We start from the raw sequence: 25,350 nt of genomic DNA, 5'->3' as shown, positions 1-25,350 counted from the left end.
ATTCTTCCGAAAATACGACAAAAAACTACATCAGCTTATAATGCCTTAATTAGATCGCCAGTAATCGCTGGGCTAAGGCGGTTACCTTGGTCATCAAAACTGTGCACTTGTTCTAAATCTAAACCAAATTCTATGGTTTCGCCCAGCTCAACTGGTGCTAGACTTGAAGCACGAATAGCAACTTGGTACTGGTCGCAGTAGTTTAGGTAAACTAACGTTTCTGCACCTAGGCGCTCGATTAAAGTCACAGTGCCAAACATGCCTTTCTTATCAAGCATGATTGATTCTGGTCGCGCACCAATCCATGCCGCAGCTTCAAGATTTCGGTCTACCTTAGGGTTGTTGTTTAAATAGTTGGTTACTAAGTCGTCCATGGGGAAGAAGTTCATTTTAGGTGTGCCAATAAACTCAGCTACAAAGCGGCTTTCTGGGTTGTAATACACCTCCATGGGCGTACCCACTTGTTCCACTTGGCCTGCATTAAGAATGACTACTTTATCCGCTAGGGTCATAGCCTCAACTTGATCGTGGGTGACATAAATCATAGTGGCTTTAAGGCGCTGGTGCAGTGCAGCTAGCTCTTGGCGCATTTGCACACGCAGCGCCGCGTCTAGGTTAGACAGTGGCTCATCAAACAAAAATACCGATGGATGCCGCACTATGGCTCGGCCAATTGCTACACGCTGTCGTTGCCCACCAGACAATGCCTTGGGCTTGCGATCAAGCAGTTTCTCAAGTTGTAAGATGGCAGCTGTGTCAGCCACTTTTTTGGCGATTTCTTCTTTGCTTGCGCCTGCTAGGCGCAGCGAAAAAGACATATTTTCCGCCACATTCATGTGCGGGTAAAGTGCGTAGGATTGGAACACCATAGCTAAATCCCGCTGAGCAGCTGGCACCTCGGTGATGTCGCGATCACCTAAAGATATATTACCGCCGCTAACGTCTTCCAAACCTGCAATTAAACGCAGTAGGGTAGATTTACCACAGCCTGAAGGGCCCACAAATACGACAAATTCACCTTCCTCTATGTTTAAGTTTATGCCACGAATAGCGTGGAAATCGTCAAAATGTTTGTGTAATGCAGAGATATTTAAAGTAGACATTATAATTCCTTATTTCACCGCACCAAAAGTTAGACCCTGTACCAATTGCTTTTGGCAGAACCAGCCAAACACGATAATTGGTGCACAAGCCATTGTAGATGCAGCTGAAACTTTGGCCCAAAATAGGCCTTCTGGGCTAGAGTAAGAGGCGATGAGTGCTGCTAATGTTCCCGCGTCTGAGGCAGTAAGCTGAATGGACCAAAAGGCTTCATTCCAACATAAAATTAATGACAATAAGCCAGCAGAAGCAATTCCACCCCAAGACAGTGGCATTACTATATGACGAAGTTCGTCGCGGGTGGTTGCACCGTCCATTCGGGCGGCTTCAAGAATTTCTTTAGGAATTTCCTTGAAGTAAGTGAACAGCATCCACATGATAATAGGTAGGTTCATTAGTGCAAAAATCAGGATTAAAGGATAAATGCTATCTAACAAGCCTCCCATTTGAGTAATCATATAAATTGGAATTAAAACACCTACAGCGGGTAACATTTTGGTGGAAAGCATCCATAACAAAATATCTTTAGTGTATTTTCCAGGGAAAAAAGCCATTGCATAAGCACTTGGCACTGCAATAATAAGCGCAAGCAATGTGCCACCCACAGACGTATATAAAGAATTGAAAGCATACTTAAGATAATCACTACGTTCTTGGATAAGAATGTAGTTATCAAATGTTGTTTCCCAAAATAGCAATGGTGGCTGAGAGATTGCTTGTAGCTCAGTTTTAAAGCTAGTCATTATCATCCACAAAATAGGGAAAAACAGTATTAAAGCAACCAACCAAGCAAATAAACCAGTGGCCCAATGTTTAACAGTTTTACGTTGAGAGATATTTAACATCATAGGTTATTCCGTTAGATTTTTGCCAACGGCTCTGATTAAGAAAAAAGCCACTATATTGGCTAAAATAATAGCAAATACGCCACCGGCTGAAGCAACACCCACATCAAAAGCAAGGAAGGCTTGTCGATAAATTAGCCATGCCAAGTTGGTGCTGGCAAAACCTGGTCCGCCACCTGTGGTCACAAAAATTTCCGCAAATAAGGAGAGGTGAAAAATGGTCTGAATCATCACTACAATAGCGATTGGCCTTGCAAGGTGAGGCAGGGTAAGAAAACGAAAAATAGACCAAAATCCAGCCCCATCAAGCTGGGCTGCTTCTTTTTGTTCTGTATCTTGCGACTGCAGTGATGTCATAAATATAAGTAGGGCAAAAGGTGTCCACTGCCAGCTCACCATTAGGATGATTGACGCCAGCGGCAAGTCTTCTAAGAAGTTAATGGGCACAACATTGAAAAAATCAGCGATGACAGAAAAGATCCCATAGTTAGGATCCATCATCATGTTTTTCCAGATTAACGCATTAACTGTTGGCATAATAAAAAATGGAGAAATTAACAGCACACGGACGACGCCACGTCCAAAAAATGGCTGATTAACTAACAAAGCAAGAGCGAGGCCCAGCACAACGGTAATGGTCAGTACAGAGCCAACTAGAACTAAGGTATTGAATAAGGCAGGGAAAAAGGCAGAGTCAGTAGAAAAGTAGCTGTAGTTTTCTAAACCGATAAATAACTTTGGCCCAGGATAAAGTAAATTGTACTCAACAAACGAGTAGTACACGGTCATACTTAGGGGCACAATCATCCAAACAAGTAGCAAAATGATCGATGGTGCTTTTAAAAGGTTAACCACGTTTAACCATTTGTGCTGAACTTGAGTTGATATGTTTGATTGGGAATTCATAATATTGATTATAATTTCGGTGTGTTAGAAGAAAGAAAACAGGGCCTTAGGTAAATGCACTTAAGGCCCTGTTTTGTACTACGGGTAATAACTTAGGACCAATTACTTGTAGTACTTAGCCTTACGCATAGCGCGATCAGCGGCTTTTTGTGATTCAGCAAGTGCTTCTTCAACAGTGATATCACCAGCTAGAGCAGCAGATAATTGTTGGCCAACTGCGCCAGCAATATCAGCAAACTCAGGAATTGCCTGAAACTGAACACCTTTGAATGGGCTAGGAGCTTGAGTAGAGTTGCTTGGATCAGCAGACAAGATAGCCTTTAGCTCAGCGTCAGCAAATACTGCAGCGTCAGTAAAGTTCTTGTTAGCATAAGTAGAGCTACGAGTTCCAGTAGGTACAGATGCCCAACCGTTAGTCGCTGCAACTAGTTCGATGTATTCCTTAGATGTAGCCCACTGAACAAATGCTTGAGCTTCTGCAGACTGCTGAGTTCCGGCAGGTACTGCTAATGCCCATGCCCAGAGCCAGTTAGCGCCACGGTGAGTAACGGCAACAGGAGATTGTGCGAAAGCCATATGCTCTGCAACTGATGACTGTGATGGGTCAGATACGAAAGAAGCTGCGATAGTAGCGTCAATCCACATGCCACACTTGCCAGCGTTGGTTAGTGCTAGAATTTCGTTGAAGCTGTTACCAGAAGATCCCGGAGGGCCATAGTTAGTTAGCAAATCAACGTAGAAGTTAACGGCGTGGTTCCATGCAGGAGAATCCAACTGAGGCTTCTTATCCATGTCAAACCACTGTGCACCAAACGAGTTAGCCAAAGTAGTGATGAATGCCATGTTGTCGCCCCAACCTGGCTTGCCACGAAGACAAATGCCGTAAACACCATTGTCTTTGTCAGTCATTGCCGCAGCAGCGTCTTCAATATGCCCCCAAGTTGGGTTGTCAGGCATTGTCATGCCAGCAGCATCCATCAAGTCCTTACGGTACATGATCATTGAACTTTCACCGTAGAATGGTGCAGCGTAAAGGTTGCCACCGTGAGATAGGCCACCGCGCATTGCTGGTAAAATATCATCTACATCGTAGCTAGCATCAAAATCTAATGCTTCTAACCAACCTTTAGCGCCCCACATAGGCGCTTCATACATACCAATAGTCATAACATCGAACTGGCCACCCTTAGTTGCAATGTCAGTTGTTACACGAGAACGCAATGTGCCTTCATCAAGAGTAACCCAATTTACATTAATGCCAGGGTTAGCCTTTTCAAAATGTCCGGTTAGCTTTTGCATTTCAATCATATGGCCATTATTTACAGTGGCAATCGTTAAATCAGCTGCCTGGGCTGTGGAAACACAGCTCATTGTGACTGCTACAGCAATCGCTGACATCTTCAAAATTTTCATAGTATTTCTCCAGAGATAAATCTCGGTTTTTTTATTTATGGTTCTACTGGTTTAAACAGCGCAGTAATTTTTTTGCTACGCTTAATGAAACAATAACTTCTCAAAGGGTTTGTAAAACAGTACAAATTTTTCAAATACTGGTACTTTTTTGATGTTTTTACGTAATTAATACAAGATAGCTGCAAATTAGTATAAATTCAACACTAACTAAGCAATATAGTATTGTCTTAAAATGAAGTCTTATAGGGCTTGTGTGAACATAAGTGTAGCCCTAAAATTTACTTCTTCACGAGAATTTTTTGGACTATTGTGTTGTTATGTGGGATGTTAAAAAAAAGGATTAATTTTGATTATTTGTTGTGGTGAAGCCCTTATTGACATGGTGCCAGTGTCATCAGAATCTGGCCAATTAAGTTATGTTCCGCTTGTGGGTGGTGCCATTTTTAACACGGCCATTGGCCTTGGGCGCCTGGGTGTTCGAGTAGGCATGTTGTCTGGGATTTCAAATGATCTCTTTGGTCATCAGCTTAACCAAGCGTTGGTTGATAGTAAGGTGGATACATCTTACTTAATGCGCTCCAATGCACCCACTACGTTAGCTTTCGTAACCCTTAACCAAGGTCATGCTAGTTATACGTTTTATGATGAAAATAGTGCAGGTCGCTCTGTAGAGCGTGCTGATCTGCCCAACTTATCTAACCTTAAAAATGACGGCAAAGCCCTAAGTGCCCTGTACTTTGGGGGCATCAGCTTAATTAATGAGCCCGCTGCTGATGCGTATTGTGATTTAGCGCAGAAGTATGCGGCAGATATGGTGGTTGTATTAGACCCTAATATACGCACAAACTTTATCAGCAATGAACACGCTTATCGCCAACGCTTGCAGAGCTTTGTTGATGTAGCAGATATTATTAAAGTGTCTGATGAAGATTTAGATTGGTTGGTAGGAAGCACTCATAATGAATCCAAACAAGTGGCGTTGTTACGTGGCACTGGTAAAGCCATTGTTGTGGTCACTAAGGGCGCCGATGGTGCTACAGCTTATTTATCTACAGGTGAGCCTGTACATCAAGATGTTCCCCAAGTGAGCGTAATAGACACCGTGGGGGCAGGAGATACTTTCAACGCAGGCATGCTGGCAAAGCTAGCTAACCTAGGCCTCATGTCTAAGACAGCAGTGGCAAACATTAGCCCTACACAATTAACGCAATGCCTAGCCTATGCAGCCCAGATTGCTGGTATTAATGTGTCTCGACAGGGCGCTAACCCACCATGGTTAAATGAGCTTTAGCGGCTGTATCGAGCATCTTTAGTGCAGGGTTTTAGAGTTAGTAACTTTCGTCTATATCTCGTTGCACCCGTCGGGTATGTCCGCGTAGGTCAGAAACCAGAGCAGATAGTTCATTAATCAGCAAGTCTGCTTTGTCCAGCTTTTGCTCTAACATTAATGTCTCACTTAGGTCCGGTGCAGACACCTCAGGTGGTGCATCAGCACCGGCAATTAGCCACAAAACAGGTACATTTAAAATGCCTGCTAGTTCTATCAATTTGTTGGCTCTGGGGCTTGAGTGGCTAGTCTCCCAGTTTGCAAGGGTGCTTTTTTTGACGCCCATTCGCAGGGCCAATTGTGCCTGTGTAAAACCACAAGTTTGGCGTGCGTTGATGATTCTGGTACTTAGGATAAGGTCGGGGGTATTCGGTTCGCTGGTTGGCATGAATTCTCAGAGGGGTTATGAATGAGATATTACCATACCCGTTTGGGCCTTCGAAATCCACGGTGTTGTGTAAAATGACTAGGTTGCTCCGAGCGTTTGGCCATTTAAAAGTATAGATTCAAGTGGACCTGTATAGCCGCTCTGGACGGCCAACACTGCCGTAATGTATCTGCACACTAATGTCTTGCAGCCCTACTAAGTATTCTAAATATCGCCTAGCGGTGGTTCGACTTGCACCAATATTGTTACCTATTTGCTCAGCGCTCACGGCCTCAGTTTGTTTAGATATGACGTCCAAAACGTTGTTTAGGGTAAGCTCGTCAATGCCTTTAGGCAGGCGGGTACTTGCTTGGTTTGAAGTCTGTGCTGGGCGAGGCATAAGGTCATCCAAGTCTGTCTGAGCCACAGCTGCAACAGTCTTAAGCCGTTCATTATGCTGTAAGTAGTTGGCCAAGCTAGTTTGTAACCGCTCAAATACTAATGGCTTCAAAATATAATCAAATACGCCACCATGAAGTGCTGCTTTAAGAACGTCTACTTCTTTAGCTGCAGTAATAAGAATGACGTCTGTGGCACAATCTTTGGCTCGTAAATGACGCAGAAACTGCATGCCATTTCCACTGGGAAAGTACACATCCAGTAGTAGTAAGTCAGGCTTAAAAATATCCACTAAGGCTTCTGCATCGGCAATGCTGTGAGCAATACCTACCAGTTCAAAACCTTCTATTCGTTGTAAGTAAGTCTGTTGAATGAGGGCGTTCTGTGGGTTATCTTCGGCGATGACAACGCGTATTGAGTTTTGCTGTGTCATAAGCTTGGTGCCTGTTTGGGTAGGCTAATAGTAACGCAGTTTCCACCCAAAGCAACATGTTCCATTGCGACGTAGCCACCAAGGCGAGCTGCAAGTTTCTGCACCAAATGAAGCCCAATACCATGATCTTTTCCATTTTTGGTGCTGTAGCCCTTTGTAAAAATTAAGCTTTGTAGTGCAGAGTCAATACCTGGGCCTTGGTCTTCAATTTCAAAAATGAGGTCGGTACCATAGTCTGTCATAGATAAAGAGACCTGCTTGCCGCGGGCTTTTTCCATTAAGCAGGCTTCCATAGCGTTATCAATAATATTACCTACCATACTCACCAATTGGTCTCTGGGTATATGAGGGGGAAGGTCACTCATATGGCTTTCAGGGTCTATATAGAGTTCTAAACCTAGTTCTTTAGCTCGATTAAACTTACCTAATAAACAACCTGCTAGAATCGCGTCAGGCACTGTATCCATGAGTAGTTTGATCAGTACTTGGTGGGCTTGGTTTTCTTGGCCGATCAAGGATAACGCTTTATCTGATGCGCCAATTTGTATTAATCCGGCAATGGTATGAAGTTTGTTGGTGTATTCATGCGCCTGGCTTCGCAGGCTATCAGCATACTGCTGCATATGCTTAAGCTGCTGACTGACTAACTCCAATTCATCCTTAGGCCGAAAGCTGGCTACTAAACCAATTACCTGTGTTTGGTGCAGCAGGGGTAGTCGGTTTACGATAAACGGTTTGTGGTTAAACCATACCTCTTGGTCAAATTCGGCAGCACTGCTTATTTGTTTATTTAGCATGGGGCTGTTTGGCATGATGGTACTAATATTTTGGCCCAGCCATTGTTGTTTAGTACTGAGGTCAAGAAAATGCAATGCGGCTTTATTTATGGTGGTCACTTCGCCCTGCGCATTAGTCGTAATAATCCCTTCACGAACAGACTCTAAAGTGGCATTACGCTCTTGGTATAGTTGCCCAATTTGCTCTGGTTCAAGGCCAAAAATAGCTTTTTTAAAATGATTTGCAAACCATAGAGCGGTTAAAAGGCTAAAACCAAAGCCCGCAAGAATCACCCATAGTAGTGTAGCGCGGTAGCTATTGATCACAGTATCTATGCTGTCTAGCAGATAACCTACAGACACCAGACCAATGATGTCTTCGCCATTATCATCAAATATGGGAGCACGCGCTCGCATTGACCAACCCAAACTGCCTTCTGCCTTGGATATAACTGCTCGGCCTTGGCTTAATGTAGGGCTAATATTATCGTTGTCGTCATCCATCATAGACGCACCTAATTTTGCTGTATTAGGGTGGGCCAAGCGCAGGCCTTGCAGGTTGCCAATAACAACAAATCGGGCATTAGTTTGCTTTGCTAAAGTAAGGCTTAGCGGTTGTAGGTAAACTGAATCATTATTTTTTACTGCAGCGGCTACTTCTGGCATTGCAGCTATTGTTTTAGCTACATGCAAAGTTTTAAGGCCTATTTCATCACTTAGTGATTGGCTGAGGTATTGCATGGTAAACCAGCCAAGCATGCTGGTTTGCAATAACGCCATGAGGCCCAAAATGAGCATCATACGGCTTTTTAACTTAAGGCGCCGAAAGGGCAGTTTAAGAGATTTTATTGTTATGTTCATGGCTACATATTACTCAATCTGGACCGTTATTACTCGTGAACATTATGACCAAAATAAATTTTAAGCCCTTTAAAGTGTTTACTACCATAATCTGTTAAGCCATTAAAACCCTGATTATTATGGTGCTGCAATAACAAAAAATAACTAAGGAATAACTATGTTAAAACAATTTAAAACTAAAAAGCGGATGTTGCTAACTGCAGCTTTGATGAGTGGCCTGCTTGGTGCTGGTGCAGCTCACGCTGAAATAGATTCAATTCACTTCCTTATACCAGGCGGTGCTGGGGGTGGCTGGGATGGTACCGCTCGTGGAACAGGTGAAGCGTTAACTAATGCTGGATTAATAGAAACGGCTTCCTTTGAGAACATGTCTGGTGGCGGTGGTGGTAAAGCGATTGCTCATTTAATCGAAATTTCTGACCAAGCCCATGGCACTTTAATGGTCAACTCAACACCTATCGTTATCCGCTCTTTATCCAAAGTATTTCCACAGTCGTTCCGTGACTTAACGCCTATTGCTGCAACAATTGGCGACTTTGGTGCCTTTGTGGTTAAAGCGGACTCTAAATATCAAAACTTTAGTGATGTGGTGGCCGATTATAAAATGGACCCTCGCTCAGTCATTATTGCTGGCGGTTCTGCACGTGGTAGCATGGACCACTTAGTTGCTGCTATGGCCTTTAAGGCTGCAGGAGCCAACCCAAACAAGGTGAAGTATTTGGCTTTTGATGGCGGTGGCAAGGCAATGGCTAGCCTATTGTCTGGAGAAGCAGGTTTACTTTCTACTGGCTTTAGTGAAGCGTTGGCTCTAGCGACAGCGGGTGAAGTGCGTATTTTGGTGATGACGGGTGATCAACGTTCCGATGCAGCTCCAAGTGTACAAACTCTAAAAGAGCAAGGTTATGATGCTGCCTTTGTTAACTGGCGTGGATTCTTTGGTGCGCCAAGTTTGTCTGATGCAGACGCTGACGAATACGCCCAAACGCTTGCACAAATGTACGATACAGCAGAATGGGAAAAGGTACGCGCTCGTAACGGTTGGACTGAAATCTTCAAGCCTCGTGCTGAGTTTGTTACTTTCCTAGAGCAACAAGAAGAAGTAATAGGCAACCTAATGCGTGAGCTAGGCTTCCTATAAGTTATCCATACTATTTATAGTCGATAACCATGTACTTGAGCGGGCGCTTGCGGGCGTTGGCTCAAGCTTTTTTCTTTAACAAGGGTTTAACCTATGAGCCTTACTAAAGACCGCTTTGGTGGATTATTATTTTTATTACTATCCATTACTTATGGCTATTATGCCGCTGACATTCCTCTACTTCCAGGGGACAAATTTGAACCTTTTCACGCCCAAACTATGCCGTACTGGTTGTCTGGATTGGGTGTTATTTTTTCTATTCTTTTGATCGTTTTAAAACCAGCACCAACGTTGGAAAGCGAATCAATATCTAACTCAAATCTTGTGCTAATGTTGGGCTTAATGGCCTTCACATTTGCATTTTCTGTAGCGTTACCGTGGCTGGGTTTTCCCATTACTACAAGTGTTTTTCTAGCCTCCAGCTATTGGTTGTTGGGTGAGCGTAGGCCTAAAATGCTGGTGTTTGCTTCGGTGCCGTTTGCTTTGGTATTTTGGCTGTTATTAACCCAAGTGTTGGATGTGTATATTGCACCAGCACGGCTTATTTTCTGGTAGGAGTTGGGCATGTTTGAAGGTGTGTTTACTGGTTTATCAACGGCGCTAATGCCTTTTAACCTTATGATGGTTGTTGTTGGCTGTTTTGCTGGCACTTTTATAGGCATGCTGCCGGGCCTTGGGCCTATATCTGCCGTTGCTTTGATGATACCAATTACTTATACCTTAGACCCATCATCAGGCATTATTTTAATGGCAGGGGTTTATTATGGTGCTGTATTTGGTGGATCAACTTCTTCCATCCTAATCAATGCACCAGGCTGTGCTAGTACTCTAGTCACTACCTTTGATGGCTATCCGCTGGCGCAAAAAAACCAAGCTGGCAAGGCGTTAGCTCTGGCTGCGTACTCCTCTTTTTGCGGGGGTACCGTAGGTGCTATTATTTTAATATTTGCCGCGCCAGCACTGGCTAGTGTGTCACTTAGCTTTCAGTCCTCTGATTATTTTGCTTTAATGTTGCTAGGCCTTACCTCAGTTGCTGCTTTTTCTGGTAAAGGTCAGGTGATTAAAGCGATGATGATGACCGTATTTGGCTTAATGATTGCTACTGTGGGTAATGACGTTATTACCGGTGCCCCACGATACACCTTTGGTAAAATGGACCTAGTAGATGGCATAAGCTTTTTGTTGTTGGCCATGGCAACATTTGCACTAGCCGAAGTCATGATGACTATTATGCGCGGGAAAATGTTTTTAACAAGCCAAACTATGCAGCCGGTCGCCCTCAGCAGCATGAAGCTTTCGCTGGATGAAGTAAAAGAAGTGGCGCCCACGGTTGCTCGGTCCTCTGTGTTTGGGTTTATTGTAGGTGTTTTGCCAGGTGCAGGTGCCACTATTGCCTCATTCTTAGCCTATGGTTTAGAGCGCAACTTAGCACCTGAACGGTTACGCAAAATGTTTGGTAAAGGAGCTTTAAGAGGTTTAGCAGCTCCAGAAGCTGCAAATAACGCAGCGTCTACAGGTTCTTTTGTGCCCTTGCTTACCCTTGGAATTCCTGGTTCTGGCACCACAGCCATCATGTTGGGGGCACTAATTGCTTATGGCATTCAGCCTGGCCCACGTTTGTATGTGGATCACCCAGATGTATTCTGGTCGGTGATTATTTCTATGTATTTTGGCAACTTGGTGTTGTTGGTTCTAAACTTACCATTAATTCCTTATATTTCTCGGCTGTTAGCCATTCCTCCACAAATATTAAACCCATTGATTATTTTCTTCTCAATTATTGGCGTTTACCTAGTAAGTTTTAATACCTTTGATATTCAAATGATGGTGTTTATCACGCTTCTAGCAGTGGGTTTAAAAATGCTTGATTTCCCAATGGCGCCAATGTTGCTTGGCTTTATTTTGGGTGGTATGTTGGAAAAGAACTTGAGTAGAGCCTTGGTGGTTAGCGACGGTAGTTTTGACTTTCTTTGGAATCGCCCGCTGACTTTCTCTATTATGAGCGTTACTTTGATTATTTTGTTATTGCCTTGGATATTGAACTTGGGCAAGCGGCTTGGAACCAAGCTGTTAAGTGCTGCAGATTAATTGCTATGAGGTCTGGTTTGTCTTAAAGGTGATTGTGTACGCCAAAAAATAACCTTTTAGGAATTGGTATGAGCATTACAGCTAATGAATTTCCCCAAGCGAAAAGGCGTCTGCGCCTTGGTTTTGTTGGCGGTGGGCAGGGGGCTTTAATTGGAGAGGTGCATGCAAATGGTGCGAGGCTTTCTAATCGCTGGGATATTGTCGCAGGAGCCCTATCATCTAACCCTCAGCGCGCCAAAGCGTCTGGTAAGGTATGGATGTTAGCAGATGATCGCAGTTATTGTGATTACCGTGAAATGGCAAAAGCAGAGTCTGCTCGCAAAGATGGGATCGAGGCGGTTAGTATTGTTACCCCTAATCATTTACACGCGCCTATAGCCAAAGCGTTTATGGACGTTGGCATTGATGTTATTTCTGACAAGCCACTTACCACCACACTTGATGAGGCCCTTAGTTTAGCTAAAATGCAGCGTGAGACCGGTTTGGTTTTTGGCGTGACTTATGCCTATACGGCCCATGTAATGGTTAGGCAGGCCAGAGAAATGGTACGCCGGGGAGACCTTGGAGCGTTGCGTCAAATCCATGTAGAATATTTTCAGGATTGGGCTATGGATGTATCTGATCAAGGTGATAAAGCGCCTTGGCGGCTTGATATTGCTAAAAATGGACCCTCCTTTACAGTGGGGGATATCGGCACTCATGCAGAGCATTTAGCTCGATTTGTATCGGGCTTGCAGATAGAGGCGTTACGCGCAGATTTTCATGTGACTGGCCAACCTAAAGCGTTGGAAGACACCGCGTTCATGCAGCTGCGCTTCGAAGGAGGTGTGCCGGGTACGTTAATGGTTAGTCAGACTATGGCTGGCAGTCAATGTGGTTTACGGCTGCGAATATGTGGTTCTAAAGCCACTCTAGAATGGAATCAGGAACAACCAGAAACCTTAAGCTTGCGCGCTATAGGAGCACCTGAGCAAATTATTTCTCGTGGTCATGGTTCAGGCATGAGCCCAGCAACAGAGCGATTATTACGCATGCCCCGCGGCCATCCTGAAGCATTAACAGATGCATGGGCAAACCTTTATCTAGAGTTTGCTGTAGCAATTCAGGCCCGCAGAGGTGGGGTTAATTTACCTGAGGGCTTGTTAGCCTACCCAACCATTGCAGACGGCGTGGATGGTGTTCGTTTTGTTGAGGCTTCAATTAAGTCTAATGAAACGGATTCCTGGGTGCCTTGTAAAGTGAATACTGCTAATTAATACATCACCATGATTTCATTACGACGCATAAAGGGTAACGACCAAGGGGCGTTATAGCGCGCCATTTCAGGCTCGCTGAGGGGTTTGATGCCCTTATCTTTTAACCATGTCATTAGCTCGGTGATTTTTTTGTCAACTTTAATGGCGCCAGTAAACCCCGAAAAACTCAGCACCGCATAATTACGCGCAGGAATTTCTCTTAGCATGACTGCCTTGTTATTAGGTGTAGGCAGGGTGTCTAAGGTATATTTGCTAGGCATTACAAAGTGCACAAGCCATTGGCCGTCTTTTTGTTGCATACTCACTGGTGCGGTCATATTTATTTTTTCAGACTGTAGCTGCATGCTTACAGGTGCGGTCATGCTAATTTTATTATTCACGCTAGAACTGGACGTATTGTCACCAAAAATATAACCGCCAATAAGTTTAAAACCGGCGTTAGCGGCACCGTCTAGAGTTCCAGAAACCAGTGTTTCTGCTACGATCATGGGTTCATAGGCCCTTAACTCAAATTCCTCAAACGCTTCAATAACAGTGTACTTAGGTTCTTCAATAGCCATAGAATACTCAGTAAACACTAGAATGGAGAGTCCCAAAAAAAAACGCTTTAACATATATTTAACCCTTGTCATATGCGCTGAATTCTTCGGCACACATGTGTGAACTAGTCTGATGATTATACACAGATATATTCCTAGGGTTAATAAGGCCTTTCGAGAAATTATGGAATAGGGGGATATCTGCATTTAGCTTGAGCCTATTATGGCCATACAGTGTTGCTGTAAATTAAGCCGCAGTGTACAATACTGCGCGCGCAAAATTCGTTAGTGTCATTCTAGGCGTCAGTTCCTGGCACATCGCGTCCATTTAACTTCCCTGTTGAAGCTGACCTTCAGGCTAAACGAGCGTTGGATCGCAAGCGCTTTAAACTTGCACAACGTCTGGTATATAAACATGAGCGAAAGCTTTGCAGATCTATTTGAAGAATCCCTAATTGCTGTTGAGATGCGTCCTGGTGCTGTTGTTATGGGCACCGTATTAGACATCGACGGCGACTGGGTAACAGTACACGCAGGCCTTAAGTCTGAAGCGATCATTCCTATCGAAGAATTCTATAACGATTCTCGTGAAATAGAAGTGAAAATTGGCGATCAAATTAAGGTGTCTTTAGAAAGTGTTGAAGACGGCACTGGCGAGACTAAACTTTCACGCGAAAAGGCTAAAGCTGCCGAAGCGTGGGAAGTATTGCAAACTGCCTTTGACGAAGAAGCGACTATTACTGGCGTTATCAACGGCAAGGTTAAGGGTGGCTTTACTGTTGCCATCAACAATATTCAGGGTTTCTTACCTGGTTCCTTGGTAGACGTTCGCCCTGTTCGTGACGTTGACCACTTGGAAGGCCAGGAACTTGAATTCAAGCTGATCAAGCTGGATCAAAAGCGCAACAACGTGGTTGTTTCACGACGCGCAGTAATGCAAGAAGCTAACAGCGCCCAGCGTGACGAATTGTTGGCTAGCATTGAAGAAGGCATGGACGTTAAGGGTTATGTTAAGAACCTAACCAACTACGGTGCTTTTGTAGACTTAGGTGGCGTTGACGGCCTACTGCATATTACTGACATGGCTTGGAAGCGTATTGCACACCCAAGTGACATGTTAAACCCGGGTGATGAAATTACTGTTCGCGTTATCAAGTTTGATAAGGACAGCGGTCGTTTATCTTTGGGCCTTAAACAGTTGCAAGAGGATCCATGGGCGTCTATTAAGGCACGTTACCCTAATGGTCATCGCGTACAAGCTACTGTAACTAACTTAACTGACTACGGTTGCTTCGCTTCTATAGAAGATGGGGTTGAAGGTTTGGTACACGTTTCTGAAATGTCTTGGACTAACAAGAACATTCACCCATCTAAAGTTGTTAACGTTGGCGACGCTATGGAAGTGATGATCTTGGATGTAGACCAAGAACGTCGTCGCATCTCTTTAGGCATTAAGCAATGTGTGGGCAACCCATGGGCTGAGTTCGCTGAGAAGTATGCAGCGGGTGACAAGGTTGTTGGTAACATCAAAACCATCACTGATTTCGGTATCTTTGTTGGCTTAGAAGGCGACCTTGATGGCCTTGTGCACATGTCGGACATTTCTTGGGAAGTAGAAGGCGAAGCGGCCCTTCGTGACTACAAGAAGGGCGACGAAGTAAGTGCAGTGATCTTATCTGTAGATTCTGAGAAAGAGCGTATCTCTCTTGGTATTAAGCAGCAAGAAAACGACCCATTCAGTGAGTACGTTGCAGCTAATGATCGTGGTACGATCGTAAATGGTACCGTTAAGTCTGTTGAAGCTAAAGAAGCTGTTATTGAGCTTGCTGAAGGCATTGACGCTACACTTAAGGCTTCTGAAATCAGCATTGATCGTATTGAAGACGCACGTAACGAACTTAAAGTTGGTGACAGTGTTGAAGCTAAGATTGTGGCTGTTGACCGTCGTAACCGATCTATAAACTTGTCCATTAAGGCCAAGGATGTAGCAGACGAGAAGCAAGCGATGCGTGACGTTCGCGAAGTGGATGTGCCTACTGATGGCCCTACCACTATTGGCGACTTGATCAAAGCACAGATGGGCAAGCAATAAGCGTTTAACCCCTGTGCTTAAAAAAGGGAGTGCTTCGGCACTCCCTTTTACGTTATTTACAAGATGTATAAGGTGTCGCGGCGGTATAACTACCAAGCAGCGGTGTTTTTTAGCATTTGAAGAATTTTTATGAATAACTCCCCTATACAAAACTTTTGGCAACTGGTGAGCGATAATGCAGATCATCTGCGTAGCTTAGTGGATGAAGAGTCTATTTTGGCACAAGAGTTACTCGAAGAAGTGCAAGATCAGTTATCAGACATAGACCTGCACCTTACAGTTTTTTGTGCCCGTGATGCAGATGGCACGGGGATCGAACTTGTGTTTGGTTGTGATGGATACAGCCAAAGCATTGATACTGTTTTATTTTTGGTTGCTGCTGCACCGCAGCTAAGCCACATTAAGGTGCTGGCTTTTAATCCAAGGGTAGAGCATATTCCAGAAGCCATAGAAATTGGCGATGCAGTGCTAGAATTAGACGAGCTGTTCTTTGGGTTACGAAATATCGGTGAAGAGCTGCATTTAGATTTATACCTAGAAGACCTGCCAATACTTGAAGATGCCCCTCAAACTGATGCGGCGCTGATGTTTTTAGATGCAATCGTTGGCGAATATGACCTCATGACCCGCATTCATAGCGTTAATTGGTTAGATTTACCAGAAGACCCTGTAGATCATGGACTCAAGCCTCTGGTTGAGTTACGCCAACAATTTGATTTGCTAAGACCAAAACGGCCTGCGTTGGGTGAAGCCCTGCATTAATTTTGTTACCATTGCACTTTACCTTACTCACATGGAAAGACGTACATGGAACCTATCTACATTTTTACCCTAACAGGTGCCTTTGCTATGGGTGCTGCACTTAGTGCACGCCAAGTGAGCCATGACGTTTTAACTGAAAATAAGCAGGTTACAGAGGCCTCTGGTCGCACTCAGGCCGTTGCTAAAGTGCCAGGCATTTATCTAACAGCTGGAAATGTATCGGCCATCGCGCTCATTGCCAGTTTAGTTTATGGCGGGCAGAACCTCGCCTGGTGGATTCCTATAGGCTTTTTAGTAGTAAGTTTCCCGGCTATATATTATATCTTTTTGTGTCGATTGTTTAAGCCTAAACGTGCCAGTTTAGTTTACACCTGTCTTGCTTTGGTGGGACTTATACCCATGGTGCAGGGATGGGTGGCCTAAACAGATGCTAGATTACATGCTTTGGGTATTTGCTGGTGTAATGACGCTAGCTACTATTTATTTTGCGCGCCGTGGTGCTGTTGGTTATGGTGCAACTGATGAGATAAATGTGGCTGCGGCAGAAAAATCACTTGCCCAGCAACTTGCTATGGCGCAGCTTGAAGTTAAGCATGAGCAGGCTCAAGAACAGTCGATAGTTCTCCAAAACCAATTGCAAGATGCTCAGCGGCAACAGATAGAGTTGCAGGCACAGGTGAGCCAAGCTGCAGCTGTAAATGCTAGTTTACACACTAAACTTGAATCACAGCAAGACGCCCATCAAAGCCAATTGCAACAGCAGCAGCATACGCAAGAAGCATTTGATACTTATCTTAAGCAATTTGCTGAGTCTTCCTTAAAGCAACAAGCTAATCAACTGTCTAGTCAAAATCAGGATCAATTAGGCCATTTGCTTAATCCACTAAAACAACAGTTAGGTGATTTTCGCAAAAAAGTTGATGACGTTTATGACAAAGATGCGCGAGATCGCGCCGGCCTAACACAACAAATCAATAGCCTGTTAGAGCTTAATAATAAGCTCAGTAGCGATGCAATTAACCTGACTAAAGCCCTTAAAGGTGACAATAAAGCTCAAGGTAATTGGGGTGAAATGGTATTGGAACAGGTGCTGGAGCAATCAGGCCTGCGCAAAGGACATGAATACCACAGCCAAGTTAATTTAACTCAAACCGATGGTAAGCGTTTGCAGCCGGATGTGGTTGTACATATGCCAGAAAACAAAGATGTAGTGGTAGATTCTAAAGTGACTCTGGTGGCCTATGAACGTTATCAAAGTGCAGAAGATGACGCTGAACGAAGTGTGGCGCTGGCTGAACATCTGGCTTCAGTAAAGGCGCATATCAAAGGCCTTAGTAGTAAATCTTATGAAAGTGCCGAAGGTGTGTCTAGTTTAGACTACGTGCTGTTGTTTATTCCCATAGAATCGGCCTATATGCTCGCTCTTCAGGCTGATGCTGATTTATTTGTTAGTGCCATGAAAAATAATATTATGCTCGTTAGCCCGGCAACTTTGTTAATGGTATTGCGCACTATTCATAACATTTGGCGCTATGAGCATCAAAGCCAGAATGCTAAAGAAATTTCTCGCCAAGCAGAAGAAATGCACAAAAAACTAGTTGATTTTGTCACCTCGATGGATAGTGTGGGTAGCCATCTTGTGCGCGCTCAAGATGCCTATGATACGGCTCACAAGCGGCTGTCTTCGGGCCGAGGGAACCTTATTAATCGGGCTCAAAAAATTGTTAATTTAGGTGGTATTCAGCCTAAAAAGGCCTTGCCAGATGCGATGATTGAGCATGCAAGTGAAGAGGATTCTGCTGATGAGCCTTGATGTGGGCGCGCGCCTTAAAGCAGTGCGTAAAAAAGGTGGCCTATCACAGCGAGAATTAGCTAAGCGGGCAGGGGTGACCAACAGTACTATTTCCCTTATTGAACAAAATCGAGTTAGCCCATCAGTGAGCTCTTTAAAAAAAGTGTTAGATGGCGTGCCAATGTCTTTACAAGCGTTTTTTGTTGAAGAAATGCCCGCACAACAACAAGTATTTTACAAAAGTAATGAGTTGCCAGACATGGGCTCAGGTAAAGTTGCAATGCGGTTAGTGGGTTATAACTATGACCCCAGAAATTTGTCGTTGTTGCATGAAACATACCCACCGGGTGCAGATACCGGTGTGGATATGTTGCTGCATGAAGGTGAAGAGGCGGGTATTGTCATTAGTGGTTGTTTGGAGGTCACGGTGTCTGAACAGGTGGAAATATTACACGCAGGTGATGGCTATTATTTTTCTAGTTCACAGCCCCACCGTTTCCGAAACTTAGGCGACCAGCCCTGTGTCTTGGTTAGTGCAAATAATCCAGCCAGTGTGTAGCTGATCTATGCCTAAACCTAAGCGTTATATGCAACTGTTGGGTACGTCTGGATGCCATTTATGCGACCAAGCCGAAGCGCTGTTAGGTCAATGTTTAGACTTATCACAAGTGGAAGTAGAGATGGTTGATATTGCAGATACTGATGAGCTGGTCGCACTTTATGGGGAAAAGATTCCTGTATTGCGCTGCATCGATAGCCAAAAAGTATTGTGTTGGCCGTTTGATGAGCGCACTGTCAGTTGCTTTTAATCAAAGCCAAAAAAGTCGTTCACTGTAGCCTCCGTTTGTTGTGCAAGGTCGGCTATGTTTTGACCACGAAAATGCGCTACACGTTGTAAAATATGGGCCAGGTAGGCCGGTTCATTGCGGCTAGATTTTGGTTTTGGCCGAATGTCTCGAGGTAAGAGATAGGGGGCGTCTGTTTCTAACATGAGCCTGTTGCTTGGAATCAATTTAATAGAGCTTTGTAGGTGCTCTCCGCGACGTTCGTCACAAATCCACCCAGTGATGCCAATATGTATATCAAGCTCTAGTAGGTGTTTAAGAAAAGTCTCAGTGCCGGTAAAGCAGTGAACCACTGCTTTACTAAAACCAGACCTATAGTCATTAATAAGCTCTAAAAATTCACCAGCTGCATCACGTTCATGTAAAAATAGCGGCAGTTGCAGCCTTACAGCCGCTTGTAAATGCTTTTCAAAGCTATCAAGCTGTTGGGTTGGCGTAGAAAAGTTCCGATTAAAATCTAACCCTGTTTCGCCAATAGCAACTACCTTGGGGTGCTGCCAAAGCTCTGTAAGCTGTTGCCAGGACTTAGGCGTGTTTTCACTGGCACTATGGGGATGGAAACCTGCGGTTGCAAAGCGCTGGCAGGGCAACGAATCGTCTAGGCTAAGTTCAAGCGCATGTTGGCTAGTGGACAACGAAGTGCCGGTAATAATATGGCGGTGCACCCCTGCATCCAATCCACGCTGCAGGGTATCAGCAAGGTCTTTGTTAAATCGGTCATTGGTTAAATTAACACCAATATCGGTGATGCTAGGGTATTTCAACGTATTCAGCTTCCAATAATTATGGCATGGTGGCAAATTAGATTGCCACGGCAAAATTGACGACATTGGGTCTTGCAGAGGCTTTTATTCACTTTCGACCTTGTCGTATTATTTATTAGTGTTTTTTTTAAAATAGCTGAAAATTGTTCAGTTACATCACTAAAATTCATTATCAACTTATTATTTAGCTAGTTGCAACTTTAATAAGCATGCTTTTGCATGGTTTTATCACCTTTAAGTATCTGACAGCCTAGAAGAAACGTTATAATTATGTATGTTTAGTTAATACTCACCCACACTGAGTGTGTGTTGAATCTTGCCCTACCTTTTAGGTCCTTTAATGAATTTATTACGTTTACAACAAGTCCATCTTGCTTACGGCGATGTGGCCATACTTGACGATGTCAATTTACAGATTGATGCGGGTGATCGAGTGTGTCTTATCGGCCGTAATGGGGCAGGCAAATCTAGCCTCATAAAATTGTTAGTTGGCGAGCAATTAGCAGATAGTGGCAATGTTTGGCGCAGTCCTGCGTGTAAAATTGGGTACCTGCAGCAAGACCTGCCAGATCGTGAAGATTTGTGTGTCAGCGAGTTAGTCGCTATGGGTATGGGTGAGGTTTACGACATACGCAATCGATATGACGAAATTGCGATGGGTGAATTAGACGACAAGTCGATGAAGCAATTGGAAATTGTAAGCCATCGAATTGATGAGTTAGATGGCTGGCAAATGGAAACTAAGGTTGAGCGTATCTTGACCCGCCTTAACTTAGACGGTACCCAAGTGCTTAGTCAGTTATCAGGTGGTTGGAGAAGGCGTGTAGCACTGGCCAGAGCTTTGGTTTCTGAGCCTACGTTATTGTTATTAGATGAGCCTACTAACCACTTGGACATATTGGCCATTGAATGGCTAGAAAAACAGTTGTTAGACTTTAGCGGCGCCATTATCTTTATCACTCACGACCGCAGCTTTTTGCAGGTATTGGCTAACAAAATTGTAGAGCTAGACCGTGGGCACTTAAATTACTTCCCAGGTAACTATGAGCGGTTTTTAGCCTACCGTGAGCAGCAGTTAATGGAGGAAGATCGCCATAATGCGCTGTTTGATAAAAAGTTAGCCCAAGAGGAAGTTTGGATTCGCCAAGGTATTAAAGCCCGCCGTACCCGCAATGAGGGCCGTGTGCGAGCGCTTGAATCACTGCGTAAAGAACGTGGTGACAGAAGAGAACGTCAAGGAAACGTGAAGTTACAACATGCCCAAGCTGCTAAATCTGGCCAATTAGTGTGTGAGCTAGAAAACGTCAGCCATGGTTATGGCGAGCAAACCTTGATTAAGAATTTTGATTTAAACTTGCTTAAGCTAGATCGCATTGGCCTTGTGGGTGCTAACGGTGTGGGTAAATCCACCTTGTTAAAACTAATTCTGGGTCAATTAGAGCCCAACTCTGGCAAAGTTAAGCGCGGCACCAAGTTAGAAGTGGCCTATTTTGATCAATTGCGTGATCAATTAGACCTTACCAAGACGGTAATGGATAACCTTGCTGAAGGTCGAGAGAGTATTACTGTGGGTGGCAGAGAGCGCCACATAATGAGCTATTTAGGCGACTTTTTGTTTTCTCCTAAACGGGTTCGTAGCCCCGTAAGTAGCCTTTCTGGTGGTGAACGTAACCGTTTGTTGTTGGCTCGCTTGTTTAGTAAGCCGTCAAACATGCTAGTACTGGATGAGCCCACTAACGACCTGGATATTGAAACTCTCGAATTGTTGGAAGAAATGTTGGCCAACTATCCAGGTACTGTGCTTCTAGTGAGCCACGATCGGGCTTTCTTAGACCGAGTGGTGACCTCGTGTTTAGTGTTTGATGGGCAAGGCCATATTACTGATTCTGTGGGTGGATATAGTGATTGGGTTAGGCGTGGTGGAAAGCTTCAGGTTCCTACTGTGCAGGGTCACAGTAAGCCAACGGGAATGGCACCAACGCCACTTAAGGCTAAAGATAAAGCTAAAGCTGGTGGTAAGTTAAGCTATAAAATTCAGCGCGAGCTAGATTTGCTGCCAGGCCAAGTTGAAACGCTAGAAGCAGAGCTAGAAGCGTTGCAAAACGAAATTGGCCATACAGACTTTTATAATAAGGGCCAAGACCATGTAAGTGCTCGCCTTGCACACCTTGAAACTCAGACCGTTGAATTAGAGAAGACGATGGATCGGTGGCTAGAAGTAGAGGCGATGCAGGATGGCTAAACCCTGACTGCTAAAACATCACACGTTGCCCCGTGTAAGATGCCATTAGACGTTGAACCCAGCAATAGAGCTAGGCCATGGCGTCCATGGCTTCCCACTACAATGAGGCCAGTGCTGAGTTCAATAGCCACCCGGTGAACTTCGGTTTCAATATGGCCAGACACGATTAATTGTGCAACATCGCCTAATTCTTGTTGTTTTACAAAATTACTCATGCGCTCTTCGGCATCATCATGCAGCTGTGTTTGTATTACGGATAAATCCATGGGTATGTCCCCACCATAGGCGTAACTTAAGGGTTCTGTCACATGAATTAAGGTAAGCTTTGCGCCACTTTGTAAACTTAGTTGATGGGCCTTTTGAACCACCTTATTTGCCTCTTCGTTAAGGTCTATGGCAACTAAAATGTTTTGGTAAATGTTCATGTTACGTCCTCCTCCGTTTTTAATTAAGTGTAACACAGTCATTTTTGGTTTATGGTTTTAGCAAAAATGGTGTCATTGGCTTTGAGTTTTATTAAAAATCAGCATTTTTTTTGTTATTGAAATAGTGGAGTAGCTGTGGAAATTAAGTTAGTTATTGTTATTTTGGTATGCCTCTCCCTAGTGGGATCTGTGGCGTGGGTTCTGCCTACGTCTGTGCAGCGAGCTCAAGCAAAGATCCGCCAACTAGCTATGGCCAAAGGCTTAAAAATTAGGGTGGGTAAGCATCAAGGGCCAAGAGAGCAGGGAGAAATCACCCCCCGAAGCCACTTAGCTACCAGCTATGGCTTACCTCGGCCCAGAAGCCGCAACAGGGTTGTTGGCATTGCCGCCATCAAACAAGCAACATGGGAAATATTTAAAGCGGATGGGCTTAATACCAAAGGTTTGCCAAACGGATGGTGCTGGAATTGTGGTGAAGGCGCCTTAAAGGCAGAACAATTAAGTCATTTGGCCCGACTCATTGAACAGTTACCTAACGACGCATACGCCATTGGCGTCACACCCATAATGGCTCAGATTTACTGGAACGAAAAAGCCACTCCAGCGCAACTAGATGATCTAGAAAACGTATTAAAGGAATTGGTCTCTCAAAGTTTTTAGGACCTAGCTGTTGTTTTGTGGTTCTAGAGTCATGGTTGACTTTGCCTCAGTCTGGTTTAAAGTGCTACCACTGTTTCAAACAAGTGTATGAAATTTTATATTGCTGTTTCATAGGCCCGTTAAATTCACCCAAGGAGTCCATGCATGATCTATGCAGGCAACGCCATTCAGGTCGAAATGCACGACCATCAATTAGCTAAGCTCACTTTTGATCTTAAGCACCAGTCGATTAATAAACTCAATGTGGCAACATTAATTGAACTGCAACAAGCCATTGCTGCCATCAGCAGTAACAGCAGCATAAAAGGTTTAATGCTTGCCAGTGCCAAAGCAACTTTTATTGTCGGCGCAGACATTACTGAGTTTCTGAACTTTTTTGGTATCCAAGAACAGGCTTTAATCGACGCTAACATGCAGGTTAATAGTACCTTTAGTTGCCTTGAAGACCTGCCTATGCCCACAGTTTCGCTGATCAACGGTTTGGCATTAGGTGGTGGATTTGAACTGTGCTTGAGCACTGATTACCGTATTATGACTCCCACCGCCAAAGTAGGCCTGCCAGAAGTAAAACTAGGCATCTTTCCTGGTTGGGGAGGGACTGTTCGCTTACCAAGGTTAATCGGGCTAGATAATGCCATCGAGTGGATCTGTGGTGCCAACGAAAAGAAATCTGCTGAAGCGCTCAAAGATGGGGCAGTAGATGCCATTGTCGCAAATGATCAGCTATTAGAAGCGGGGGTGCATTTGCTTAACCAATGTATGGCTGGCGAGTTAGATTACCAAACCAAGCGGGCTGTTAAAATTGCTAAGCTGTCGTTACCTCCTATGGAGCAAATGATGGCTTTTGAGACCTCCAAAGCTTTTGTAGCAGGTAAAGCGGGCCCCCATTATCCAAGCCCTCTAACCGCCATTAAAACAATGCAAAAACACGCGGGCATGACCCGTGATAAAGCTTTAGCTATAGAAGCTAAAGGTTTTGCAAAAATGGCACAAACACCAGTAGCTGCAAACCTAGTAGGTATTTTTCTTGCTGACCAATACCTTAAGCGAACGGTTAAAGCCTTAGCGCCTAAAGCCGCTAAAGTTGGCCAAGCCGCTGTCATTGGTGCGGGCATTATGGGGGGAGGCATTGCCTATCAGTCGGCTTATAAAGGCATCCCAATTGTCATGAAAGACATTGCTGAACCAGCTATACAGCTTGGTTTGGATGAGGCCACAGGCATTTTAGAAAAACGTGTTAGTCGGGGGCGCATGAAGCCTGCTCAAATGGCTAAAGTACTCAATAACATTCGCCCAACATTAAGCTATGCAGACATTTCTAGCGTCGATTTAGTGGTAGAAGCTGTAGTAGAGAACCCAAAAATAAAGGGTATTGTATTAGCTGAATTAGAAGCCCAAGTAAAATACGATGCTGTGATTACATCTAACACCTCTACCATTTCTATAGACCTTTTAGCAAAAAGCCTAAAGGATGCTTCTCGTTTTTGTGGCATGCACTTTTTTAATCCAGTACACAAAATGCCATTGGTTGAAGTGATCCGGGGAAGTAAAACCAGTGACGAAACTATTGCTACAACGGTAGCTTATGCAGACGCTATGGGCAAAAAGCCTATTGTGGTCAATGATTGCCCTGGGTTCTTCGTTAACCGTGTATTGTTTCCTTACTTTGGTGGTTTTGGCATTTTGTTAGAGCAGGGCATCAATTTTAATCGTGTTGATAAGATAATGGAGCGCTTTGGCTGGCCTATGGGCCCAGCCTACCTGCTTGACGTAGTAGGTATAGATACAGCTCACCATGCGCAAGCAGTAATGGCTGAAGGGTTTCCAGAACGGATGGCCGGCCAAGGTGAAGCTGCGGTTGATTTAATGTTTAAAGAGCAGCGGTTTGGTCAAAAAAATAAGCTTGGTTTTTATGTCTATGAAAAAGATAAAAAAGGCCGTTTACAAAAGCAGATCGATAACGCCCTAGTTGAAAAGCTTGCGGGTCTATGTGAAAACCCAATAGAACTTAGTGACGAACAAATTATTGATCACTTAATGATTCCTTTATGTTTAGAAGTGGCGCGCTGTTTAGAAGAAAAGATTGTCGCTAGTCCCGCAGAAGCAGACTTGGCGTTAGTCTATGGCATTGGTTTCCCGCCCTTCCTTGGAGGTGCACTAAAGTACATAGATACTATCGGTTTACAAAACTTCTGTGACAAGGCTGATGCCTTAGCAGCAGTGAGTCCACTGTATTCAGTACCCACACAAATGCGTGAGATGGCAGCCCAGGGCGAAACATTTTACGGCAAGCTGCAACCTGCTCATTAAATTCGGAGA

General features: G+C 44.2%; 24 protein-coding genes and 2 pseudogenes. 16 read left to right on the top strand and 10 right to left on the bottom strand.

The window, feature by feature from the left end; all coding sequences use genetic code 11:
• Positions 1-35 precede the first annotated feature (35 nt).
• The 4 genes from ABXT60_RS08585 to ABXT60_RS08570 all read right to left on the bottom strand — a co-directional run bounded on the left by ABXT60_RS08585 (position 36) and on the right by ABXT60_RS08570 (position 4,265).
• Positions 36-1,103 (bottom strand): ABC transporter ATP-binding protein, encoded by a 1,068-nt coding sequence (locus ABXT60_RS08585; protein ID WP_443629731.1) that lies wholly within the window; start codon positions 1,101-1,103, stop codon positions 36-38.
• A 9-nt stretch (positions 1,104-1,112) separates the two neighbouring features.
• A complete protein-coding gene (locus ABXT60_RS08580; protein WP_443632090.1) occupies positions 1,113-1,946 on the bottom strand; it encodes a carbohydrate ABC transporter permease in 834 nt (277 codons plus the stop codon).
• A 6-nt stretch (positions 1,947-1,952) separates the two neighbouring features.
• The gene (locus tag ABXT60_RS08575; protein WP_443632089.1) at positions 1,953-2,753 is read right to left on the bottom strand and encodes a carbohydrate ABC transporter permease; all 801 of its coding nucleotides are present in this window, start codon (positions 2,751-2,753) and stop codon (positions 1,953-1,955) included.
• Between the two features lie 201 nt (positions 2,754-2,954).
• Entirely contained in the window at positions 2,955-4,265 is a 1,311-nt protein-coding gene (locus ABXT60_RS08570; RefSeq protein WP_443629730.1) for an ABC transporter substrate-binding protein, read from the bottom strand.
• A gap of 346 nt (positions 4,266-4,611) precedes the next feature.
• Between ABXT60_RS08570 and ABXT60_RS08565 the strand changes: the two genes are divergently transcribed.
• The gene (locus ABXT60_RS08565) at positions 4,612-5,556 is read left to right on the top strand and encodes a carbohydrate kinase family protein (RefSeq protein WP_443629729.1); all 945 of its coding nucleotides are present in this window, start codon (positions 4,612-4,614) and stop codon (positions 5,554-5,556) included.
• A gap of 37 nt (positions 5,557-5,593) precedes the next feature.
• Here ABXT60_RS08565 and ABXT60_RS08560 read toward each other — a convergent pair whose 3' ends face one another.
• The 3 genes from ABXT60_RS08560 to ABXT60_RS08550 form a co-directional block, all read right to left on the bottom strand.
• Positions 5,594-5,980 carry a helix-turn-helix domain-containing protein gene (locus ABXT60_RS08560; RefSeq protein WP_443629728.1) on the bottom strand — a complete coding sequence of 129 codons (387 nt, stop codon included), beginning with the start codon at positions 5,978-5,980 and terminating at the stop codon, positions 5,594-5,596.
• Positions 5,981-6,098: 118 nt separating this feature from the next.
• The gene (locus ABXT60_RS08555; RefSeq protein ID WP_443629727.1) at positions 6,099-6,791 is read right to left on the bottom strand and encodes a response regulator; all 693 of its coding nucleotides are present in this window, start codon (positions 6,789-6,791) and stop codon (positions 6,099-6,101) included.
• On the bottom strand, positions 6,788-8,428 hold the full coding sequence (locus tag ABXT60_RS08550) for an ATP-binding protein (protein ID WP_443629726.1): 1,641 nt from the start codon (positions 8,426-8,428) through the stop codon (positions 6,788-6,790). The genes ABXT60_RS08555 and ABXT60_RS08550 overlap by 4 nt, the downstream gene beginning before the upstream one ends.
• 157 nt (positions 8,429-8,585) lie before the next feature.
• Between ABXT60_RS08550 and ABXT60_RS08545 the strand changes: the two genes are divergently transcribed.
• The 4 genes from ABXT60_RS08545 to ABXT60_RS08530 all read left to right on the top strand — a co-directional run bounded on the left by ABXT60_RS08545 (position 8,586) and on the right by ABXT60_RS08530 (position 12,910).
• On the top strand, positions 8,586-9,566 hold the full coding sequence (locus ABXT60_RS08545; RefSeq protein WP_046483716.1) for a tripartite tricarboxylate transporter substrate binding protein: 981 nt from the start codon (positions 8,586-8,588) through the stop codon (positions 9,564-9,566).
• A gap of 93 nt (positions 9,567-9,659) precedes the next feature.
• Positions 9,660-10,121 carry a tripartite tricarboxylate transporter TctB family protein gene (locus tag ABXT60_RS08540; protein WP_046483714.1) on the top strand — a complete coding sequence of 154 codons (462 nt, stop codon included), beginning with the start codon at positions 9,660-9,662 and terminating at the stop codon, positions 10,119-10,121.
• Positions 10,122-10,130: 9 nt separating this feature from the next.
• Positions 10,131-11,654, top strand: coding sequence for a tripartite tricarboxylate transporter permease (locus ABXT60_RS08535; protein ID WP_443629725.1), 1,524 nt, complete (start codon positions 10,131-10,133; stop codon positions 11,652-11,654).
• A 68-nt stretch (positions 11,655-11,722) separates the two neighbouring features.
• Complete coding sequence (locus ABXT60_RS08530) at positions 11,723-12,910, top strand: Gfo/Idh/MocA family protein (RefSeq protein ID WP_443629724.1); 1,188 nt, start codon at positions 11,723-11,725, stop codon at positions 12,908-12,910.
• On the opposite strand, the gene ABXT60_RS08525 is transcribed toward ABXT60_RS08530, so the two are convergent.
• Entirely contained in the window at positions 12,907-13,524 is a 618-nt protein-coding gene (locus tag ABXT60_RS08525; protein ID WP_443629723.1) for an SOUL family heme-binding protein, read from the bottom strand. The genes ABXT60_RS08530 and ABXT60_RS08525 overlap by 4 nt on opposite strands.
• A 340-nt stretch (positions 13,525-13,864) precedes the next feature.
• Between ABXT60_RS08525 and rpsA the strand changes: the two genes are divergently transcribed.
• From rpsA to ABXT60_RS08495, 6 genes are all read left to right on the top strand, one after another.
• The gene (gene rpsA / locus ABXT60_RS08520; RefSeq protein ID WP_046483708.1) at positions 13,865-15,541 is read left to right on the top strand and encodes a 30S ribosomal protein S1; all 1,677 of its coding nucleotides are present in this window, start codon (positions 13,865-13,867) and stop codon (positions 15,539-15,541) included.
• A gap of 129 nt (positions 15,542-15,670) precedes the next feature.
• On the top strand, positions 15,671-16,303 hold the full coding sequence (locus tag ABXT60_RS08515; protein ID WP_443629722.1) for a hypothetical protein: 633 nt from the start codon (positions 15,671-15,673) through the stop codon (positions 16,301-16,303).
• Between the two features lie 45 nt (positions 16,304-16,348).
• A complete protein-coding gene (locus ABXT60_RS08510) occupies positions 16,349-16,726 on the top strand; it encodes a hypothetical protein (RefSeq protein ID WP_443629721.1) in 378 nt (125 codons plus the stop codon).
• 4 nt (positions 16,727-16,730) lie between these two features.
• Positions 16,731-18,116 (top strand): DNA recombination protein RmuC, encoded by a 1,386-nt coding sequence (locus tag ABXT60_RS08505; protein WP_443629720.1) that lies wholly within the window; start codon positions 16,731-16,733, stop codon positions 18,114-18,116.
• Positions 18,106-18,654 carry a cupin domain-containing protein gene (locus ABXT60_RS08500; RefSeq protein WP_443629719.1) on the top strand — a complete coding sequence of 183 codons (549 nt, stop codon included), beginning with the start codon at positions 18,106-18,108 and terminating at the stop codon, positions 18,652-18,654. Before ABXT60_RS08505 ends, ABXT60_RS08500 begins: the two co-directional genes overlap by 11 nt.
• Before the next feature lie 7 nt (positions 18,655-18,661).
• Complete coding sequence (locus ABXT60_RS08495; RefSeq protein ID WP_443629718.1) at positions 18,662-18,904, top strand: glutaredoxin family protein; 243 nt, start codon at positions 18,662-18,664, stop codon at positions 18,902-18,904.
• Here the strand turns inward: ABXT60_RS08495 and ABXT60_RS08490 are convergent.
• Complete coding sequence (locus tag ABXT60_RS08490) at positions 18,901-19,704, bottom strand: TatD family hydrolase (protein WP_443629717.1); 804 nt, start codon at positions 19,702-19,704, stop codon at positions 18,901-18,903. The genes ABXT60_RS08495 and ABXT60_RS08490 overlap by 4 nt on opposite strands.
• A gap of 340 nt (positions 19,705-20,044) precedes the next feature.
• Between ABXT60_RS08490 and ABXT60_RS08485 the strand changes: the two are divergent.
• From ABXT60_RS08485 to ABXT60_RS08475, 3 genes and pseudogenes are all read left to right on the top strand, one after another.
• Positions 20,045-20,908, top strand: a pseudogene (locus ABXT60_RS08485) (ATP-binding cassette domain-containing protein); the annotation flags it as partial.
• Positions 20,909-21,067: 159 nt separating this feature from the next.
• Positions 21,068-21,382, top strand: a pseudogene (locus ABXT60_RS08480) (ATP-binding cassette domain-containing protein); the annotation flags it as partial.
• A gap of 33 nt (positions 21,383-21,415) precedes the next feature.
• Positions 21,416-21,946, top strand: coding sequence for a hypothetical protein (locus tag ABXT60_RS08475; RefSeq protein ID WP_443632088.1), 531 nt, complete (start codon positions 21,416-21,418; stop codon positions 21,944-21,946).
• Here the strand turns inward: ABXT60_RS08475 and ABXT60_RS08470 are convergent.
• Positions 21,943-22,371: a universal stress protein gene (locus tag ABXT60_RS08470; RefSeq protein WP_443629716.1), complete on the bottom strand. Its 429-nt coding sequence runs from the start codon at positions 22,369-22,371 to the stop codon at positions 21,943-21,945. The two genes, ABXT60_RS08475 and ABXT60_RS08470, sit on opposite strands and share 4 nt — an antisense overlap.
• A 135-nt stretch (positions 22,372-22,506) precedes the next feature.
• Between ABXT60_RS08470 and ABXT60_RS08465 the strand changes: the two genes are divergently transcribed.
• Both ABXT60_RS08465 and fadB read left to right on the top strand, forming a co-directional pair.
• The gene (locus ABXT60_RS08465; protein ID WP_443629715.1) at positions 22,507-23,031 is read left to right on the top strand and encodes a hypothetical protein; all 525 of its coding nucleotides are present in this window, start codon (positions 22,507-22,509) and stop codon (positions 23,029-23,031) included.
• 144 nt (positions 23,032-23,175) lie between these two features.
• On the top strand, positions 23,176-25,341 hold the full coding sequence (gene fadB / locus ABXT60_RS08460; protein WP_443629714.1) for a fatty acid oxidation complex subunit alpha FadB: 2,166 nt from the start codon (positions 23,176-23,178) through the stop codon (positions 25,339-25,341).
• Positions 25,342-25,350: the final 9 nt, after the last annotated feature.

The sequence above is a fragment of the Candidatus Njordibacter sp. Uisw_056 genome (assembly GCF_047730085.1).
GTDB lineage: Bacteria > Pseudomonadota > Gammaproteobacteria > Pseudomonadales > Balneatricaceae > Njordibacter.
The sequence above is the reverse complement of the archived record's forward strand: the minus strand, read 5'-3'. Positions and strand labels throughout refer to the sequence as shown.